General features: G+C 34.6%; 23 protein-coding genes and 1 tRNA gene. 16 read left to right on the top strand and 8 right to left on the bottom strand.

Annotated features, from left to right (window positions below):
- Positions 1-31: 31 nt before the first annotated feature.
- Both BM296_RS03005 and BM296_RS03000 read left to right on the top strand, forming a co-directional pair.
- Positions 32-394 (top strand): hypothetical protein, encoded by a 363-nt coding sequence (locus tag BM296_RS03005; protein WP_027065642.1) that lies wholly within the window; start codon positions 32-34, stop codon positions 392-394.
- 104 nt (positions 395-498) lie between these two features.
- On the top strand, positions 499-1,761 hold the full coding sequence (locus BM296_RS03000; protein WP_091901346.1) for an MFS transporter: 1,263 nt from the start codon (positions 499-501) through the stop codon (positions 1,759-1,761).
- 630 nt (positions 1,762-2,391) lie between these two features.
- Here BM296_RS03000 and BM296_RS02995 read toward each other — a convergent pair.
- The 7 genes from BM296_RS02995 to BM296_RS02965 form a co-directional block, all read right to left on the bottom strand.
- Positions 2,392-3,156 (bottom strand): UDP-2,3-diacylglucosamine diphosphatase, encoded by a 765-nt coding sequence (locus BM296_RS02995; RefSeq protein ID WP_091901344.1) that lies wholly within the window; start codon positions 3,154-3,156, stop codon positions 2,392-2,394.
- Between the two features lie 83 nt (positions 3,157-3,239).
- Complete coding sequence (locus BM296_RS02990; RefSeq protein ID WP_091901342.1) at positions 3,240-4,226, bottom strand: endonuclease/exonuclease/phosphatase family protein; 987 nt, start codon at positions 4,224-4,226, stop codon at positions 3,240-3,242.
- Between the two features lie 83 nt (positions 4,227-4,309).
- Complete coding sequence (locus BM296_RS02985) at positions 4,310-4,759, bottom strand: 6-pyruvoyl trahydropterin synthase family protein (RefSeq protein WP_027065646.1); 450 nt, start codon at positions 4,757-4,759, stop codon at positions 4,310-4,312.
- Between the two features lie 56 nt (positions 4,760-4,815).
- Positions 4,816-5,241: a hypothetical protein gene (locus BM296_RS02980; RefSeq protein WP_091901340.1), complete on the bottom strand. Its 426-nt coding sequence runs from the start codon at positions 5,239-5,241 to the stop codon at positions 4,816-4,818.
- A 214-nt stretch (positions 5,242-5,455) separates the two neighbouring features.
- Positions 5,456-6,223, bottom strand: coding sequence for an enoyl-CoA hydratase/isomerase family protein (locus BM296_RS02975; protein WP_027065648.1), 768 nt, complete (start codon positions 6,221-6,223; stop codon positions 5,456-5,458).
- A 69-nt stretch (positions 6,224-6,292) separates the two neighbouring features.
- Positions 6,293-7,627, bottom strand: coding sequence for an MATE family efflux transporter (locus BM296_RS02970; RefSeq protein WP_091901338.1), 1,335 nt, complete (start codon positions 7,625-7,627; stop codon positions 6,293-6,295).
- 12 nt (positions 7,628-7,639) lie between these two features.
- Complete coding sequence (locus BM296_RS02965) at positions 7,640-8,140, bottom strand: GNAT family N-acetyltransferase (RefSeq protein WP_091901336.1); 501 nt, start codon at positions 8,138-8,140, stop codon at positions 7,640-7,642.
- Positions 8,141-8,193: 53 nt separating this feature from the next.
- Between BM296_RS02965 and BM296_RS02960 the strand changes: the two genes are divergently transcribed.
- From BM296_RS02960 to BM296_RS02945, 4 genes are all read left to right on the top strand, one after another.
- A complete protein-coding gene (locus BM296_RS02960) occupies positions 8,194-8,991 on the top strand; it encodes a universal stress protein (RefSeq protein ID WP_027065651.1) in 798 nt (265 codons plus the stop codon).
- A 128-nt stretch (positions 8,992-9,119) separates the two neighbouring features.
- Positions 9,120-9,287, top strand: coding sequence for a GIY-YIG nuclease family protein (locus tag BM296_RS02955; protein ID WP_091901334.1), 168 nt, complete (start codon positions 9,120-9,122; stop codon positions 9,285-9,287).
- Between the two features lie 243 nt (positions 9,288-9,530).
- A tRNA-Ala gene (locus BM296_RS02950) sits at positions 9,531-9,604 on the top strand.
- A gap of 286 nt (positions 9,605-9,890) precedes the next feature.
- Positions 9,891-10,151, top strand: a complete 261-nt coding sequence (locus tag BM296_RS02945; RefSeq protein WP_091901332.1) for a GIY-YIG nuclease family protein — start codon at positions 9,891-9,893, stop codon at positions 10,149-10,151.
- Positions 10,152-10,326: 175 nt separating this feature from the next.
- Here BM296_RS02945 and BM296_RS02940 read toward each other — a convergent pair whose 3' ends face one another.
- Positions 10,327-11,367, bottom strand: coding sequence for a succinylglutamate desuccinylase/aspartoacylase family protein (locus BM296_RS02940; RefSeq protein WP_091902935.1), 1,041 nt, complete (start codon positions 11,365-11,367; stop codon positions 10,327-10,329).
- 176 nt (positions 11,368-11,543) lie between these two features.
- On the opposite strand from BM296_RS02940, the gene BM296_RS02935 reads away from it, so the two are divergent.
- From BM296_RS02935 to BM296_RS02885, 10 genes are all read left to right on the top strand, one after another.
- The gene (locus BM296_RS02935; RefSeq protein ID WP_091901329.1) at positions 11,544-12,749 is read left to right on the top strand and encodes a serine hydrolase domain-containing protein; all 1,206 of its coding nucleotides are present in this window, start codon (positions 11,544-11,546) and stop codon (positions 12,747-12,749) included.
- A 14-nt stretch (positions 12,750-12,763) separates the two neighbouring features.
- Positions 12,764-13,300, top strand: coding sequence for a sigma-70 family RNA polymerase sigma factor (locus BM296_RS02930; RefSeq protein WP_027065655.1), 537 nt, complete (start codon positions 12,764-12,766; stop codon positions 13,298-13,300).
- 56 nt (positions 13,301-13,356) lie between these two features.
- Positions 13,357-14,235, top strand: coding sequence for a PhzF family protein (locus BM296_RS02925; protein WP_091901327.1), 879 nt, complete (start codon positions 13,357-13,359; stop codon positions 14,233-14,235).
- 279 nt (positions 14,236-14,514) lie between these two features.
- Positions 14,515-15,045, top strand: a complete 531-nt coding sequence (locus BM296_RS02920) for a nuclear transport factor 2 family protein (RefSeq protein ID WP_027065657.1) — start codon at positions 14,515-14,517, stop codon at positions 15,043-15,045.
- A gap of 241 nt (positions 15,046-15,286) precedes the next feature.
- Positions 15,287-15,652 carry a hypothetical protein gene (locus tag BM296_RS02910; protein ID WP_027065658.1) on the top strand — a complete coding sequence of 122 codons (366 nt, stop codon included), beginning with the start codon at positions 15,287-15,289 and terminating at the stop codon, positions 15,650-15,652.
- Positions 15,653-15,780: 128 nt separating this feature from the next.
- The gene (locus BM296_RS02905; RefSeq protein ID WP_091902934.1) at positions 15,781-16,461 is read left to right on the top strand and encodes a DUF4386 domain-containing protein; all 681 of its coding nucleotides are present in this window, start codon (positions 15,781-15,783) and stop codon (positions 16,459-16,461) included.
- A 213-nt stretch (positions 16,462-16,674) separates the two neighbouring features.
- On the top strand, positions 16,675-17,928 hold the full coding sequence (locus BM296_RS02900; protein ID WP_091901322.1) for an HNH endonuclease: 1,254 nt from the start codon (positions 16,675-16,677) through the stop codon (positions 17,926-17,928).
- A gap of 25 nt (positions 17,929-17,953) precedes the next feature.
- Positions 17,954-18,802 (top strand): RES family NAD+ phosphorylase, encoded by an 849-nt coding sequence (locus tag BM296_RS02895; protein ID WP_091901320.1) that lies wholly within the window; start codon positions 17,954-17,956, stop codon positions 18,800-18,802.
- A gap of 166 nt (positions 18,803-18,968) precedes the next feature.
- Positions 18,969-19,541: a hypothetical protein gene (locus BM296_RS19365; protein WP_177214910.1), complete on the top strand. Its 573-nt coding sequence runs from the start codon at positions 18,969-18,971 to the stop codon at positions 19,539-19,541.
- Positions 19,541-20,158 carry a hypothetical protein gene (locus BM296_RS02885; RefSeq protein ID WP_091901318.1) on the top strand — a complete coding sequence of 206 codons (618 nt, stop codon included), beginning with the start codon at positions 19,541-19,543 and terminating at the stop codon, positions 20,156-20,158. The genes BM296_RS19365 and BM296_RS02885 overlap by 1 nt, the downstream gene beginning before the upstream one ends.
- Positions 20,159-20,197: the final 39 nt, after the last annotated feature.

The raw sequence follows: 20,197 nt of genomic DNA, 5'->3' as shown, positions 1-20,197 counted from the left end.
TCATATATTTATACTAAATATGTAGATTCTTATGAACGATATCAAACCTATATACCAAAATGATTTTGGAATAGCCTTTCAGTGGAAAAAAGATAAACCCAGTCAATCAAACAAAGTTCAGGTAATTTTCAGGGATATTGGCCTACTGCTTACGCAAAGTGAATTACGCTATTTTTCTAAATGTATTACGAACACCATAGAGAATGGAAAAGGTAATCTGTGTGGTGATTGTAAAACAAAAGAATCGTGTAGGTCTCTTTTATTGAATAGTCCTGCCCACCAAATAACTTTTGCAGTAAGCTATCAAGAGGCTATAGAAATCAGAGATTTAATTAGTGGTACGTTGTTTAAGTTAGAGTTAGATTCCTTTTTTGGAGAGCTGGGTATAGAATAGTTAATGTTACAGAACTGCTCAGATTTGTGCTATAATTAATTGATAAATCTTCATATCTCCAATGATATATTAAATATCTTTGGACCCTATTTAGTGATTGCCATATGAGCGTAAATGATCCCTATGCTGCCTTAAGATTTAAGGAATTCAATATTTTTCTTTTAGTTCGCTTTGCTATGGTTTTTGCCTGGTCTATGCAATTTATTGTAATAGAGTGGCAAGTCTACTCCATGACAAAAGACCCATTATCATTAGGTATAATTGGGTTAATGGAAGTAATACCTGCAGTAAGTATGGCACTTTTTGCTGGTCATATCGTGGATCAGAAAGAAAAGCGAAATTTGTTAATCAAGTGTATTTTTGGGTTTTCCGTTATAAGTTTCGGGTTATTTATGTTGAGCCTACCTTCGGTTTTAGAAACTTATGACACCAAAGCAATTCTATACGGCATCTATACCCTTGTATTTTTTGGTGGACTAGTGAGAGCGTTTTTAGGACCAACTATTTTTTCTCTTATCGCTTTGATCGTTCCCAAAAAAATATATCCAAATGCAGCAACTTGGAGCAGTACTACATGGCAAATGGCATCTGTACTTGGTCCGGCATTAGCTGGGTTTTCCATAAGCTTAATTGGCGTACATTGGTCTATGTGTGTCATTTTCGGGTTTTCATTACTTGCGTTGACGGCACTATTTAATATTTCTAAGAAGCCAATACTTAACCCTAAAATCGGAGAACCGGTTTTTCAAAGTTTAAAAGAAGGATTGAATTTTGTATTTAAGACTCGAGCGATATTAGGTGCCTTAACTTTAGATATGATTGCGGTCTTATTTGGTGGTGCAGTGGCATTATTGCCCATTTTTGCACAAGATATTTTACATGTAGGCTCAGAAGGTTTTGGTGTTTTAAGAGCTGCACCGGCAGTTGGTGCGGCAATAACTATGCTAGGGTCAACAAGGTTTCCGCTACATAAAAATGCAGGTAAGAAATTATTGATTGCAGTGTTTGGTTTTGGAGTATGTATGATTGTATTTGGTCTATCTACCTATTTCTGGCTTTCTGTTATAGCTCTGTTCTTAAGTGGGGCTGTAGATGGGGTTTCAATGATTATTAGACAAACTATATTACAATTAAAAACTCCAGACAATATGCGTGGTCGTGTAGCTTCGGTAAATTCTATGTTTGTAGGTTCGTCTAATGAGCTGGGTGCTTTTGAAAGTGGCGTAACCGCAAAACTAATGGGGACGGTAACAGCAGTTGTTTTTGGTGGTACTATGACGTTATTAACAGTTGGACTTACGGCAATTGTTTCTCCTGGTTTCCGTAGGTTAGATTTACAGAAAGATGTTGAAGAGCATGAAAGCTAATTGCTTTAAAAATAGAGCATAAAAAAAGCCCCTAGTTTAGGGGCTTTTTTTATTGTAGGTGGTACTTAAGATTTGGGTCTTAAGTGGGGGAACTTGTAGGTAAATTGAAGATTTGGGAATCAACACTTAATCTAAACAACACTGTAAAGATATCACCAATGTGTAGTTTGTACTAACTTTTGTTGTCAATTGCTAAATTTAAGTTGTAGGAAAAGGATTACATGTGGTTTAATGTTTATTTATTGACATTTATTAGTGTAAATAGGATGCAGATGAGAATTAAAAAATTGCAGGTTATTTTATAATATATTTTTAAAAGTAGATTTCGTGGAGGTATCTATATCTCAGAGAATATAAAAAATTAGATTCTGTATTTAAAAAGTTAAATACCGAAAAAGCCCCTAAAATAGGGGCTGTTCTTTAAAGTAGGTATTCTTAAGACATGGGTCATTAAGGGGGTGAACTTGTAGGTAATGTGAAGATTTGGGATCAACACTTAAACTTAATAACACTGTAAAGATATAATCAATTACTAGTTTTAGAAAACTATTGTTGTGAACACCTCAATTCTTGTTGTAAGAAAAGGATTACAAATAAAAATGTGTAGTTCGTCGATATTTTTGCTACTATTTAGTTGAATTTCTTCAAGGAAAGTTCCTTGCCGTCAAATTCGCCATAGGTGTAGTAATTGATCCAATCACCAAGATTGGTGTATTTTGAATTTTCATTCAGTTTTATCTCCAACGGTAAATGTCTGTGTCCAAATATGAAATGGTCATAATGCTGTTGTTCTAATTTTCTATGTGCATATAGCACAAGCCATTCTTTATCATTACCTAAAAATTTAGCATCGTCGTCACCGCTGATCAACTTATTACTTACAGATAAATGTTTGGCCAACCGAACACCTATATCTGGGTGTAGCCATTTAAAGAACCATTTAGCCAGGGGGTTCGTAAACACCTTCTTCATTCTTTTAAAACCCTTATCATCTGGTCCTAATCCGTCTCCATGACCTATAAAAAATGAAGCTCCGTTAATGGAGTATTGCTGAGGTTTGTGGTATACAGGTATATTTAATTCTTCTTCAAAATAACCGTTCATCCATAGATCATGGTTGCCTACGAAATAGTGTATTTCTATACCGGCATCAGACAGTTCTGCAAGTTTCCCTAAAGTTCTAGTAAATCCTTTTGGAATTACGGTTTTGTATTCAAACCAAAAATCGAACAGGTCGCCCATCAAGAAAATGACTCCTGCATCTGACTTAATCGTATCTAACCAGCGAACAAATTTGAGTTCTCTCTGCCTACTTTCTTTCATAGTAGGTGCGCCTAGGTGATTATCGCTAGCAAAATATACTTTTTTCCCTGCAGGAAGTTCAATGTTCGTCATCAGAATGTAAAGATAATAACTGTTTTGCTGACCAAGGGAATACCAAGGTCAAAATAAGACATGGTTTTAATAACCCCTACAATTTATACGGATGTATCTTTTTCGTTCAGAACTATTTTTATTGGTAAGTGATCACTGTATCCCTTTGTATTAAATGTGGATGAATTAGGTCTGCCAAATTTCACAGGTTTTTGATAGGAACCAGAAGTGAGCTCAGGGTAAGCAATAATTTCTGCAGTACTCAATTTAAATGGCAATTCAGATTTTTCAGATAAAATGCTTTTAGAAATCATAAACTGGTCTAACAAATTATACTCGTTGCCAAAGACAAACGTACCAATTTGAGCATCCAGAAACTTATGCATTACATTATAGAAATACTTTAACCGTACTCTATTACTTTTTACCAAAGCCTTATTATTGATGGCCATTAAATACGACGTAATACTTTTGTTATACGGATTATCGTTAAAATCGCCCATCAGTAAAATATTGGCATCTTTACCCTGCTCTTCATAAATTCTTTCGATCCAATACGATAAGTTCTCGGCTACCATAATTCTAAATGGTTCACTTTCTAATTCTCCGCCTGATCTTGAAGGCCAATGGTTAAGTATGCAAACAAGCTTATTGCCATTTTCAGTATTTATATGAACTTGAAATAAATCTCTAGTAGTATTTCTTTTTATGATACGTAAACTAAAGGTGGACTGTTCTGGACCGTATTTGTCCTTGTCATATATTAGTGCGGTGTCAATGCCTCGTTTGTCGTCACCTTCAGAAATTACAAATGCGTAGTTTTTATTAAGCGCAGCGCTCATGGAAGCAATGAGCAATTCAATAACAAATTCATTTTCAACCTCGCATACACCCAAGATATCAGGTCCTTGGTTGTTGTTGAATTTTGATATTATTGAGGTAAGGTTGGTAATTTTTTGATTGAGAACGGTAGCATTCCATCCGTCAAGTTCTTTGCCTAAGTGTTTATTTAAAAACTCACTTCTTCTAGGGGAATTTTCAATATCAAATAGGTTTTCAAGATTCCACCAATAAATGTGATGCTTTACCATGTTGTGTCATATTAAGAGATTACCCTTAAAATAAAACAATTTTAAACGATGTAAAGAAAGTTAACGATTAAGTTTAGTTCAACTTAATTATCGCTGGCATACCACTCTGCAAAAGAGGTGTCGGTTTCTTGAAGCTTAAGAGAGAATAATGAAATGTTCTTAGGAAGTCTAGACTGTATTTTTGCCGCAAAATCTATCACCATATTCTCGCTAGTAGGTTGGTAATCGGCAAGAATTACATTGTGCCCTCTATCTGTTAACTCTTTTGCAAGCTCTACGTGCGGTGTGTTCTTATTGAAAACAGTGGCATGGTCAAAAATATCTACGATATCTTCTTTTACAATTTTTTTTAAATCGCCAAAGTCTATTACCATTCCTAATTTTACATGACTAGTATCGGTAATAGGACGACCAATAACGGTTACAGATAGTTTATAGCTATGACCGTGTACATTTCTACATTTACCGTCATAACCGTAAAGTGCATGACCGGTCTCAAAATTGAATTGTTTGGTAATACGAATGTTGCTCATAGCCTATAATTATATGGCAAAGGTAGGGAACTTTGATAGGATTTATAGTTTAGAAATCATTCTAAAACAATCTCCGTATTTCCTGTTATTAAGCTTACGTGACAGCAGTCTGCACCAACTTCATAAACTTCGTTGATGACCTCTTCATTGTCAATATAACCTTTGAAGGTAAGAGTTGCTGACTTATTTTGATATTGAACACGATTGGCATCACTAAGAATAGGATAGATACCTTGTTCTTTGGAATACTGATATTCTTCGCCGTTAAAATTTGTTGCCAGGTTTTCACCCGTTTCAGTATCTATAATCTCATAGCTGTCTAATGCAACAGCTGTGCCAGATGCATCTTTTACGCTAACCGAAATCGTTACAAAATTAAGGGTACAAGCTACCATGCTACAATCTTGTAGCTCTGGTTCATTTTTATTACTACAAGTAACCAGAAATAGGGAAATAAATACTAGAAAGATTTTTGCGTACATAAAGAATGCTTTATTAAGAGATGTACAAGTGCAAAATAGTTGCGTAGGGTATTAGATTACCTTTTGTATTTTCTTTTTGCGCGTACTTTATTTACAAAATAGATGATCAATACAGACAGTGCAAGCACTGGAAAAACAAGGTTTCCGTTTAAAAATTGAAAGAATTCCATAATTATTATTTAGAAACAGAACGTACCGCTGTTTCAGTTATTGTTTATTTTTTAAATTTTGACAGTGCATTTCTGGTAAAATCGGAAAGGGCTAATTTTCCTGTAATAGATGCGCGGTCTGTCAATAAGGTATCCCAATGGTCGGTACCTTCCCACAAAACTTTCTTCCACTCTGTTAAAGCATCAGGATTATAGCTTGCCAATTTGTGAATAAAGAAGTCTAATTCTTTGTCCATTTCTTGTGCAGAGTCGTATACTTTATTAAACAGTCCTTTCTCTTGAGCCCAATAAGCACTCTTCCATTCGGTAGGTGCTAATGACATTTCGCCTAAGGCAGCAGTTCCTATTTTACGCGCTACTGCGGGTGCAATAACCAAAGGTGCGATACCTATACTAAGTTCTGATAGTTTTATGGATGCGTTTACATTTGAGTACACATAATCACAGGCAGCAGCAAGACCAACACCACCACCAACGGTTTTACCATGTACACGACCTACAATTACTTTTTTACATTTTCTCATGGCATTGATCACATGAGCAAAACCACTAAAGAATGCTTTACCTTCTTCTAAATTAGATACCTCTAAAAGTTCATCAAAAGATGCGCCGGCACAAAATGCTTTTTCACCCTCAGATTTTAATAGGATAACAGAAATAGCTTCGTTATCAGATAGCTCATTAATAGTGTCTGTTAAGCGTTCTAGTAGTTCGTAAACGAATGAATTACTGGCAGGGTGTCCAAACTCTACGTGAGCAACTTTACCATCTATTCGTGTATATAAACTTCCATTTTTTCTTGTAGTGACCATAGCATTATATTTGACTCGATAATCGAGATTACATACTTCGAAATTTATCTAGAAGCAGCTAATACAAAACTACGGATTTTGCAATAAAGGTTTAAACTTGTTTCTAAACTTCCACACCAAAGCGGCGCCTCTTATAAACATCCAAACGGTGAAGGATAACCAAATTCCTGTTAATCCCCAGTTAAGATATTTCCCTAAAAACAGCATGGGTACAAAACCTAAGAATGTAGCTACGAGTAAGGTGTTTCGTAAATATTTCATTTCACCAAGACCTTTAAAAACTCCGTCAAGAACGAAGGCAATTGTATTTACAGGAAGCCCTAGAATAATAATATAAAAAATGCCGTAAAAGGCAGATAGCACTAAACTTTCATTAGAAAACAAGCTTCCTAAGGGTTTGTAGAAAATAGTCGCCAGTGCCATAATAACTACACTTACCAAAAGTCCATATTTGGTTATTTTTTTCACGAGTAACCAGAGCTCATCATAGTTCTTTTCTCCCAATAACCTGCCGCCCATAATATTACCTGCCGCACCGTAACCATCTATAAAAAATGCCGAGAATAGCCATAGGTTTATGGCAATGGTATGCGCGCCAATGTATTTGTCGCCAAGAGCGGTTGCCTCTCGTACAGCAAGTATAAGAGCGGTATTAAGGGCAATGGCACGTACGAATAGATTTAGGCTCATGATAATCAATCTACCTAATTCTGGGTGCATCGGTAATTTTAGTTTCAAGCTAATATCTGTCTTTGTCCAAAGTAAATAGAAGGCCATAATCGCCATTATTGCTTGTGCCAATAAACTTGCATAAGCAGCACCATCTAAGTACATGGCGGGTATAAAACCTTCAATACCGTATACAAAAGCAAAATCAAAAATGACATTCAAAACGGCTCCGGTTATGGCAATGACCATAGGCCAGTATGTGTTCTGCAGTCCCCTAAAAATACCCATTACGGCAAAAACGAATAAGGTTAATGGAAATCCCCAAACGCGAATAGAATAGTAACTAATACAGTATTGCAGTATTTTTCCTTTAGCGTTTAAAAGCTCGAATATTTCTTGAATTACAAATATGGTAGAGAGCAAAACAAGTATGCTTAAAGCAATGTTGAGGTATATGGACTGTGCGGGCAATGTTTTAACTTCTTCTAATCTGCCTGCACCTAAATACTGAGAAATAATTGCTGAAATGGCACTACGGGTTTGCCCAAGAATCCAGATGAGCATAGAAAGAAAAGACCCAACAATACCAGCGGCGGCTAAAGACTCTAATCCGTCAACAGGAATGTTCCCTACAATGGCTGTATCTGTAATGGACAATAAAGGTTCGGCAATACCGGCAATAGTAGCGGGAATAGCTAAAGCATTTATAGATTTAAAGTTAACGGACGTTTTCAAAAAATATGGTTTCTATAATACGAGTTCGTAGCAATGAAAAGGATGTTGGCTTTGATTCGGAAAAAAGATATCTCCTAATTTGGTATAGCCACGTTGCTCGTAAAATTTCTGATTTCTTTTATTTTGGCTAAAGGTATCTAACCTAACGGAGTGGGCATTATGTTCTCTAGCAAAGTTTTCTGCAAAAGCCATTAACTGCTGGGCCAAACCTTTGCCTTGATATTTAGGATGTACCGCCAAACGATGAATGTAATAATTAGTACCATTTTCGGTCAACCAGATTACTGAACGGTATTCTTCATCCATAAATAATGAAATAACAACGCAACCTACTATTTCATCATCCTGTAAAAGAACATAAAGTTCATTGCGTTCTATATCCTTTTCAAATGCTTGTTTAGATGGGTATGCTGTTGTCCATTGATAAATACCATTTTCTTCCATTGCAATTCTACAAGCATCGGTCATGGATAAAATTTCGGGTATTTGCGAGATCTTTGCAGGTTCTATCATTGAAGCAATTTAATTAAATTGTAAATTTAGAGTTATAATCAACACTTTTTATCATGATGAATATTCTTGTTCCTATTGGGACCTCTACAAATGCTAACGAAACTTTACAATATGCAGTAGATTTTGCAGAAGCCTTTGGGGCAGCAATATATGTAATGGACGTTTTCAACGTAACCGGAAAAACAGGAACACTAACAAACGTTACACAAAAAGTTGCCGAAAATTCTAAAGAGCGATTAAAGGAAGTTATTGGAAGAGTAGAGACCAAAAATGTTTCTATTAAAATAGCAAGCTTTAACGGTGAGCTAAAAGACGGACTAAAAGAGATTAATAAGGGTATAGGTATAGACCTTATAATTTTGGCTCCTAGAAGTAATGATATTAAAGAAGAGAACTACTTAGGGCAAACCTCTGGTGCCATTATAAAAAGAACCAACATTCCTACATTGATAGTGCCAAAAGGAACGTCTTATAAAGAATTTAAGAGCATTTTAGTTGCTTTTAAATCTGGTATTCTAAAAAGAAAAAGAATTTTAGATCCGTTAATTGAAATTAAGAATAAGCATAATTCAAGTGTGAATTTATTGATGGTGAAAACACCAGGATATTCAGATGACGATCTAAAGATAAATACTGCTTTAATGGATATCAGTTCGCAATTAACGTTTACTGATAATTCAACTACATACCATGGTGTATTAGAGCATTTTCAAGCAAAACACCCCGATTTATTGTGTGTTTTTAGAAGAAAACGTGGTTTTTTCAAGAAATTATGGGAGAAAAGTACCATCGCAAAATCTGAGTTTTATGCCCCGGTACCAGTATTGGTATTAAGTGTAAAGAAAGATTAAGTAGTACTTTGATGGCTTGTTAAAAGATTTTTTGGGATTAGCCTGCCCGACTTTTTAGGCGGGCTCAGTTGGCTACCCGCCCATGCCGAAAAAGGCATGTTCGGGCAGGGAGCGCAATTTTTCAGATAATGAGTTATATATATGTTCTTTACAGCGATATTTTTAAAAGGTTCTATGTTGGTATGACTGACGATTTAGAGAATCGTTTAGTAATACATAATTCTAGTAAAGTAAAAAGTACAAAGCCTTATGTACCTTGGAGAATTGTTCATACGGAAGAGTACAATAATAAATAAGAGGCTAGAGTAAGAGAAAAGTATTTAAAATCGGCTGCGGGAAGAAGATGGAGAAAGACAAATATTATTTTGGAGTATTAGCCAGCCCGACTTTTTTAAAATGGACTCTGTTGGTTGAACTATTAAGCTGAAAAAGATACTTTTGAGATGAGTAGGATCTCTGTAAAAATGAATTATATTTACAAGCTTTAAAACGGAACATTCGGAAAATCGTTTTTTCGCTTATTTTATATTAAATATTTTGGGGGATTAGCTCAGTTGGCTAGAGCGCTTGCCTGGCAGGCAAGAGGTCACCGGTTCGAATCCGGTATTCTCCACTTAGAGCTCCCATTTTTGGGAGCTTTTTTTTGGTTTTGATTTGAGGGTGATAATTTGGTTTAGAGCGTCCCGAAAGCATTCGGGAAAGGTCACCGGTTCGAATCCGGTATTCTCCACTTAGAGCTCCCATTTTTGGGAGCTTTTTTTTTGGTTTTGATCTGAGAGTGATAATTTGGTTTAGAGCGTCCCGAAAGCATTCGGGAAGGTCACCGGTTCGAATCCGGTATTCTCCACACATGAAGGTTCTCGGTTTTGGAAGCCTTTTTTATTTGACTATTTTTAAGGATGCCGTTTTCAACATATATACTTTACAGTAATTCTATAAATCATTTTTATGTTGGTCATTGTGAAGATATTGAAGAGAGAGTTTCACGACATAATAAAGGAAATGGCTCTAAGTATACTAAAAAGACAAATGATTGGGTTTTAAAATGGCAGCGCAATTTTGAAACGCGACCAGAGGCAATGGCTTTTGAGCTTTTAATTAAAAAGAAGAAAAGTCGAAAATATATTGAGTATTTAATTTCTACAGTTAAGAAAGAATAGAGCGTCCCGAAAGCATTCGGGAAGGTCACCGGTTCATAGGTTCGAATTCGATATTCTTCACATTTGGTTAAGCCTTAACAAAAGTGAAGGCTCTTCTTTTTATACTAACATTCAAAGATGCTATGTGTAATTAAACAAATAGGAATGTTTTTGCAAACCACTACAAAAAAATAACTTACAAACTAGAGCTAATACAAAACAGCGTATCATCTACATTAACCGGTGGAGTAGAGATTTTGTACAGAATAATACCTGTAGCATCAGCTATATATTCTTTGAGTTTCTCGCCAAATTCGTTCGTAATATATCCTACAATATCACCTTTTGTAACAGTATCACCTGCTTTAAGATCACTGTAAAAAAGTCCTGTTTCGGTGGCACTGATATAGGTAGGATTGTTTAGCTGAATAAGGTTGGCATGCGGAGCGGTTCCTTTATTGTACATATCCATGTTGCTCAATATATTATACACTCCGTTTTTTATGAAGCTTATAGCATCTTTCTGTACATTTCCTAATTTACCGCTTTCAAAGCTTAAGGCTATTTTTCCATCTTGCGAGGCTTGTTTAAAAACATATTTTGCAGGTTCATTATCCTTTAACGTAAAAGGATATGAAACAATGTATTCATATCCGCTGATCTCTGTAAGTTCCCTAGCTTTTTTTGTTTGTTCCGGATAATTTGGGTTATCGTAGAAAAGTGCAAACGGAATCAGGTCTTCATTTACTCCACCGCCATGAATATCCAAAAAAACATCGCTCTCGGGTATTATTGTCGTAGTAATGAAATCTGCTATTTTCTGGGTAACGCTACCAGAGGATTTTCCAGGAAAAGCACCGTTAAGATTCACTTGGTCATACGGATTAACAATTGAGGTTCTTGAAAAGAATGAACTTGTATTTGCAATGGGTATAATGATCAAAGTACCTTTTAAGTCATCGATATTAAATTCTCTTAAAAGCTCTTGAACACCTACAATAGGCGGATATTCAAATCCATGAACTCCGGCAACAATTGTAAAAACAGGTCCTTCGCTCTTTCCTTTTAATATAGATATAGGTAAAAAGGCTTTATTATTTCTAGAATCTTGAAATTCTATACGTATGTTTTCTTTGAGAGGTCTTTTAGTACTTGAAAATACTTCTTGAAAACTGTTTTGAGCTATCCCTGAAGAAAGCGATAAAAACAAGAAAAGGGTAAAAAGAAGCTTTGACATTGTAAGGTGTTTTGGTTCTAATTTGTTTGGTAAGACTAAGGTATTAAAAACGTAGTAGGTAGTAAAACTTTCCACTCACGACAACCACGGCATGCAAACAGATAAAACTCCTACCTCCTTCCCCATAAATTCCTAACTTGCAGTTCATTCATCAATCAATCAAATCGTTTACAATCATGATAGTAAAAAAAATCAGTCAACTAATTCTGTTTACATTAGTTGTGGTTACAACCTACGCACAAACCAATGATTCCATTTCTAACAAACTCACCAATGAGTTAAACAAAATTGCTACAGATGGCTCTTTAGTTGGTTTTTCGGTAGCTATCGTTAATGAAGAAGGCACCTTGTATGAAAACGGATTTGGATTTGCAGATAAAAAAGCAAACATAAAATACACCGAAAAGGCCCTTCAAAATATAGGATCTATATCAAAAACCTTTATTGGGGTAGCATTGTTGAAAGCGCAAGAACTGGGCAAACTACATTTAGATGATGACATAAACGACTACTTGCCTTTTAAAGTAGTGCATCCTAAATTTAAAAATACACCTATTACTATTCGGCAATTGGCAAGTCATACGTCAAGTATAAAAGATCCTGCAGAATATGAGAGCAAAGGCTATATATTGAAAGAAGTCGAAAATGGTACTGCCAAGGTAAATGGCAATTTCTTGCCTCCAAGTGAAATGATGTCCTTGGGCGATTATCTTAAAGCTATTTTGAGTGAAGATGGTCAGTGGTATAAAAAGAAAACATTTTCAAAATATTCTCCAGGTGGCATGTTCAACTACTCTAATATTGGAGCAGGATTGGCGGCATATGTTTTAGAGCAGGCAACGGGAGAATCATTTCCAGAATTTACCCAAAAACATATTTTTGACCCCTTAGAAATGACAAGTTCTGGATGGTCTTTTGATACCATAGATTTCTCTATGCATTCAAAATTATATGCTGATCAAGATACCGAACTGGCATTTTACAAATTGGTGAATTACCCAGATGGCGGACTGATTACTTCCTCCCACGATTTGGCAAAATACCTATCTGAAATTATAAAAGGCTATGCAGGTAATGGTGTTATTTTATCCGCAGAAGGCTATAAAGAACTATTTATACCACAATTGACAGACGAAAATCATAAAGACCGAAGTGACAAGGAGTATAATGACGAATACAATATGGGGGTTTTTATGGGCATATCTTCAAAAGGGCAAATTGGGCATACGGGAGGTGATCCAAGCGTAGTTACACATATGTTTTTCAATGAAAAAACCAAGGTCGGAAAGCTGTTATTGGTCAACACAGAATTAGATAAAGAAAGTGTACAAGATTTCATAGCTATTTGGCGGGCATTAATTGCTCATGAAAATGAGTTCTAACCAAAAAAGGAGTTATGAAAAATGAAATACATACCATTTGGTTAGACCTCAATGAAGAATTGTATCATTTTATTTTAGGGAAGATAAAAGACGAGCAGGTAGCAAAAGATATTCACCAAGAAGTATTCTTGAAAATACAGACCAAGATCCACCAGCTGCAACATACTTCTAAGTTAACCTCTTGGGTATATCAGATTACAAGAAACACCATAATCGACCATTTTCGTAAGCCAAGTTCTAACACCGTTGCTATTACCGATTTTGATATGCCAGAAGAACAGTCGGGCGATTTTGACTATTCAAAATTGACCAATTGCATCAACCAGAAAATAGAACAGTTATCTGCACAGCATAAAGAAGCTATTGTATTAACTACGTTTCAAGAATATTCTCAAAAAGAGTTGGCAAAGCATTTGAACATATCATATTCGGGTACAAAATCTAGAGTTCAAAAAGCTAGGGACATATTAAAAATACAGTTACTTAGTTGCCCAAATGTGGCGTCTGACCAAACAGGAAAATTGCTCGATTTTGAAAATAATGAAGAATAGCTACGTCTTTTTCTAATATACCACGTCTATCTGTTATAAACCTTAAATAAGTTATGATGGATGATCAAAAAAAAGTAACCGTACAAATATTAAATGCCTTTACCGAGAATGATCAAGGCGGCAATCCTGCAGGTGTTGTTCTACATGCCGATGCCTTATCGCATGAAAATAAATTAGCCATTGCCCAAAAAGTAGGACTGTCGGAAACCGCATTTGTATACAGTTCCAATACGGCAGATTATAAATTAGATTTCTATACGCCAACAAAGCAAATAGCACATTGCGGCCATGCCACCATTGCCACTTTTTCATATTTGAAACAATTGGGATTGTTAAAAGGCAAAACTTCTTCAAAAGAGACCATAGATGGAAATAGAAAAATAGAAATACAGGGCGATTTGGCATTTATGGAGCAATTGGCACCAACATATGTAGACCCAGTTGAACGAGAAAATGACATTTTAAATTCATTAGGATTAACAAAAGCAGATTTGCTGTCAAACGCACCAATTCAAGTAGTCAATACCGGTAATTCTTTTCTATTGATTCCTGTGAAAGATGTAAAAACGCTAGAAGATATTACACCATATTTTGATGCCATAGAAAACATTAGCGAGGAATTTAATTTGATAGGATATTATGTGTTTACAATTGATGCAGTAGCAGAAATAGATGCGACAACAAGAATGTTCGCGCCACGCTATGGTATTTTAGAAGAAGCAGCAACGGGAATGGCTGCAGGTCCTTTAGCTAGTTATTTGTTTGATGTCTTGCAGCAAAAGCAAACCAATTTTAAAATTCAGCAAGGCAAATACATGAGTCCGCCATCATCAAGTGCGCTTGAAGTACAGTTACGTGTAGAAAATGAAACAATAACCGGACTCATGGCTGGCGGAAAAGGAGTTGTAGCTAATGAATTGAACATAGAGATATAAACAGCAGAAGCAACCATTTACGTAGTGCCTAACACTTTGTACTCCAAGAGAATTTTTCAAGCGATTTGATTTTACAAAAGAAATACCATATAAATTATATTTTAAGATATATAAATTTTCACTAACTTTCTAAGGATTAAGATATTGTGTCTAAACAATGTTTTTTGTAAAAGCATTATTGAAGCAAATAAGTTTCCCTAGTATGTATTGCCGGTAGCATTATTCCCCCTTTGTGGTAAAACACCTAATGACAAGAATAATAACCAAAAATTATATATTATGAGAACTATTAAAATGACTATGCTTTTAACGCTAATTGTACTTTTCATGCCACTTGTCAATAACGCACAAGAAATTTCGGCTACCATGGATTTTGAGAATGCAGAAGCCAATGTAGCTGTTGTGTCGAATTACGTAAATGCAGTGCAAAACGGAGATGTGGAAACTATGGTAGCGCAATTAGCAGGTGATGCCAAAATTTATGGTCTAAACGAAGTATTTACAGACGCAATGAATCCTTCTCAATTGTCTGAATATTATAAAGCTAGTTTTGCAACTTCTAAACATTCAATTGACCCAAACACGTCTTATGCACCCATAAAGGTAACTGGTGGCATAAACGAGGGCGAGTGGGTTATGGTTTGGACTACAGACACTATTTCAAGTAAGAAAACCGGTCAAGAAATTGCTATACCTGCACAGGTTACTTGTGTTGTTGAAGATGGTAAAATTAAAATGATGGCGCATTATTACGATCAATTAAACGTAATGACGTCTATGGGATACACGCTACAACCACCTACTGAATAATAAATAAACCGGTAGTATTATTGTAAAACCCAGAAGCTTTTTCTGGGTTTTATTTTTTATCTTTTTACCGCCATCACCTAGCGCCATTACCGTGCAGTTACAAATTGAAAATGAAAAAATTGCCGGACTCATGGCTGGTGGAAAAGAAGTTGTAGCCAATGAATTGAACATAGAGATATAAACAGCAGAAGCAACCAATTATCTGTAACGCATCTATCTAGTATATTCTAATATTAAAACTATGAACACTGGTATGTTATTTAGGGTCATTGGTTGTATGATTTTGGTAATGGTTTTATATTCTTGTAGCAGTGATGATGATAGTAACCTAATTTGTTCTGTTGAAGACCCTGTAGAAGAATTAGCATGGTTAAATGAATGGGTTGCCACACTTTCAGAATTTGAGTATATACGAAGTGCGCGTTATTTGGGCGATGATGTTTTCTATAATATCAACTGTAATCCTTTGGTAAACTATGTCTCTATTTTATATGATTGCCAAGGGAAAGTCATAGGCTTTACCGGAGATTTTAGAGGGCAATTCACCAATGATCAAATGCTATGGTTACCAGAAAACTCACAATGCAGCTTCCCGGTAGATAGATAGAACTGCGTATACTCAATACTCCGTACTTAAGACTTATAACTATTTCCTCTCTGTTTTTGTAACAATTGCATGGCGTAAACGTCCTATTGTCAATCAATCAATCAATCAATCAATCAAAAATCACAATCATGAAATCGACCAATACTGTAGGTAGGATAATAGGATTACTATTTCTACTCATTTTTGTCATGGGTATTTTTGTGTATCAATTTCTACAGGGACCCATTTTATTTTCAGATGACTTTTTAATTAACGCTACGCCAAATGCACCAAAATTAATTACCTCTGTCTTACTTGGAAGTTTAAGTGGACTATTCTCTATTTGTATTGCGGCAATGCTGTTTCCTGTTTTTAAAAAATATAGCATTACACTAGCTGTTCTATACTTAGCATTTAGTATTCTAGATTTTGTCGCCATAAGTATAGATAATACCAGTGTTTTGGCGATGCTAGAACTAAGCAAAGAATATGTGACTAATGCTGAGGTAAATACTAGCATGCTAGAGGCTATTGCACCTATATATTCCCAAAAACATTGGTGGACACATTATTTGAGTTTATTGACATCTTGCTTTTCTGTATTTGTTCTATATTTCGCATTCTACAAAACAAAATTGATACCTAGAGTACTTTCTGGCTTTGGTATGATAGCCGTATTATTAATGTTTATTGAAATACTGGCTTCCATTTTAGGCGAAGGCATTAGCATGAATATGTTGTTACCAATGGGTTTAATTCAATTGATTTTACCGCTGTGGTTATTGGTAAAGGGATTGAATACAAAATGGCTAGAAACTACTTTAGCCTAGCAAGTTTAAAAGAATAAAGTGTAACCGTTTTTACAAATTACGCTTTCCCGTAATGCTGCATTGAAGAAAAATACTACCTTTCTAGTCGTTTCTAAAACACTACTTCCCCTGCCGTTTTAGAATGTTACTATATTATTTAATATTTAGGTGTAAAGTAACTTGTTGCTTTATACCGTTGTTAGGCAATATTAAAACAAACATCCTGAAAACCAAATGGCAAAAAGAAAATCACTTACTAAAAAGACACGTTTTGAAGTGTTTAAAAGAGATAAATTTCAATGCCAATATTGTGGAAATACAGCACCTGAAGTTGTTTTAAATGTTGACCATATTGACCCAGTTGCGAATGGTGGTACAAACGAGTTAATAAATCTTATTACAAGTTGTTTTGATTGTAATCAAGGAAAAAAAGCTCGATTGCTTAATGACGATACTGTTGTAAAAAAACAGAGAAAACAAATGGAATTAATTCAAGAAAGACGAGAGCAACTTGAATTAATGCTTGACTGGAAAAAATCTCTAACTGAATTTGAAGACGAGAAAGTTACAATGGTTAGTGATTACTGGGCTTCAATGATGAACCCGTATTCACTAAATGAAAGCGGTTTAAAATCTTTGGAAAAATTAATCAAAAAATTCCCAATTGAGGACATTTTAGAATCAATTGATATTGCTAATAAAAAATATCTAACTTTTGATGATGAAGGTAAAATAACCAAAGAAAGTGTTGAGGAGGCTTTTGATAAAGTTGGAGGAATTTGTGCTTTAAAAAATATGCCAGAATTAAAACAAAAAATGGCATACATCAAAGGAATTTGTAGGAATCGATTTTCATATTGGGACAATAGAAAAGGGTCAATAATTCTAAATAACTACGTTAGTGCTTTAAAAGGAGCTGGTTGGTCTGACGAAAAAATAACAGAAGACCTGGAAAAAGAAGTAATGCCTAAATCCAAAGAGTTTAAAAATTGGACTCAATGGAGAGAATTATTAGAAAAATGGACTGATGACGTTATTAATTGGAGTAATGAGCCTAAGCAAGATGCTGAACCTGTAAAACCTAAAGAATTTGAATTAGAAACTTTGGAAACGTATGCTAATGTAACGGTTGGAGAAAGTGAAGATAAAATTCAAGTATTAGAATATTTTGGAAAAGCATTTCCAAAATTCAACAGTAAAGATTTTAGAAAATCAGTTTTAAAAGAATCGTTAATAGTGTTAAATGCAAATGGAGTTGAGAAAGAAGATGTCGCAGAATTTACTCAAAACTCGGATAGCTTAACTTATTTCGAAATTAATGAGCCATTTCCTGAAAATTTAGGCTTTCTAATGGTTCTTGAAACGTCAGCTTTAGAATGTATGATAAATTTATTTGATTCATTCAACATTAGTTCTGACTACTATTCTGAAAAGGACAGAAAAATATTAAGAATGCTAATAAAAGAACGAATAAATAGCATTGCCTAACAAATGTATATAAAAAATAGAATAAATGTATAATCCCGAATTACTCGAAGAGTTAAAATCTCTTGACTTGTCACAAGAACCAGTTGAAGATATTAAAAGAATTTTAGCAGAAATGTTTCAAGGTGGTGTGCCAATAATGACAACAGATTATAATCACCCAAAAGAAATAGATAGAGCCGTAAATAATACAGAAGAAGAACCCTTATTTAACACTAAAGCTAGAGTTTCTTATAAACCACAAGAATATAATAAAACATATTTAAGAGCTAGTACACCCGACAACACAATGTTTTATGCTTCAGTAATTCCCGAAGTACAAATTAGTGCAGATGAAATCACTAACGCAAGAATTGTTGGTGCGTCAGAAGTAATAGATTTATTAAGAGAAAATACTGACGGAGAAAGGTTGGTGACATTTGGAAAATGGCAAGTTCAAGATTTGATTTCCGTCATTACAATTTTTGATCCTAATAAAGATTACAACATTCAATATATTAATGATGTCCGAGATAAATATAATGAACAAATACTCTCTAAAGATGATACAGAAAAAAGAGATGAATTACTTAAGTTCTTAGCAGCCGAGTTTTCTAAAAAAGTTGTGAATGGTGAAAATCACAATTATATGATTAGTTCAATTTTCACAGAGTTTGTTGTAAATAATGGAGCCGATGGAGTTTTATACCCTAGTGTTCAAAGTGATGGAAATGGTCTATGCCTTGCTCTTCATCCAAGAGTTATGGATAGACTTAAGCTGACTAAGGTTTTGCAATGCAAATTAACTAAAACTGGAGACGAAGCTCTTTTAAATAACATAAGAAATTGTTTAGTTGAAGATGGTTCTGATACTTTTGAATTAAATGAAATAAATTAAAAACATTGCCTAACAAAGAACTGAGGTAAAAAACAAACAAATTCTTCTTTAATCTGAGACAATATTATTCTAGGCTCATAGATTCTAAAATTAGATTCTTTGAGCTTTTTTATTATATGTATCAAGACAAAGTACTTCGATCAACCTTAATCCTTATTTTTAAAAAATGAAAGAAGGCTTAATAAAAGATACCTATGAATTAATTATAAAGGAAATACAAACCGTGATTACGGTTTGTTATCTTTTGGCTGTTGGTATAGGTATGATTTTTAATTATAAAAAGTATGCTGAGTTTGGTATAAATATTTTTGATTACGGAGATGTTTTCGATTTTTTAATTGCACCCTTTTCAGATTTTTACATCATCCTTTTTGCAGCGGCATCCACGTTGTTTATTTCCATGCTGTTTTACCTTGATTATGTTTGGTTAAAGAGATGGCCTAAATCATATTCAAAAATGAATTTTGGGCGCGATAAAAAGAAGTGGTTTAAACAATACAGAATTACAGTAATAGCGATAAGTTTTGTTATATACTTGTTTTTATCTGCTGGTTTTTACGGTAAATACACGAAGAAAAAAATAACCAATCAAAGAGATATTACCATTACTATGGTAGATAACGAAATAAAAAAGGGTAAGCTAATTGGCAAGACAAAGGATATTGTTTTCTTATTAAATGATGACGGTGTTTTTGCAATACCTCTTACATCTGTGATAAAACAAATAAAAATAAAATAATGGGAATTTTCGACCTGTTTAAAAAAGAGGATAATAAGTCCGGTATCTTAAATACAGAAAACGGAATTTCAGGACCAACATTTCTTAAAGGCTTTACTGAACATATTGAAAAACCCAAAGACTTGCATTCACATGAATGGCGCAGAAAACTAAGGACTGCCTCAGCGAACAGAAAATTCAAAATTAAATTCTACGGAGCGCTTCATGAGGATTATAGCAATCTTATTGTTGAGACAGATTTTGCACCTGCTTTAGTATATGCAGTTGATATAGTTACTGGTGAAGAAATTCTCTTGTTTGACGGTTGTAAACACGGGTATAATGCTATGTTTTGCGATACTTTTACACCTGAACAAATTACAAATAGACCATTAGCAAACCAATATAAGGATAGTAAAGGAAACGAAGTTTTTGAAATAACCATAAGCACATATTATGGTATTGATTATGAAGATGAGTTTAGAGAAGAGGTTGATACCAATGGTTTGCTAGAACTTATTGATGGTACCAAAATGGATTTTGAAAGTGTAAAACGAAATGGCTATGACACATTACAAATTTGGGCGACTAATACCAACGGTGAGATTGTTGAGGTAGTATCCGAAGAACTAGCTTAAATAAAACGTATTCTAAATGTCTTTTAAAGCAATAAAACT

It is taken from the genome of Maribacter stanieri, from assembly GCF_900112245.1.
In the GTDB taxonomy this organism is placed as follows: Bacteria; Bacteroidota; Bacteroidia; order Flavobacteriales; family Flavobacteriaceae; genus Maribacter; species Maribacter stanieri.
Note: the sequence above shows the minus strand (reverse complement) of the source record. Positions and strands in the feature narration are given on the sequence as shown.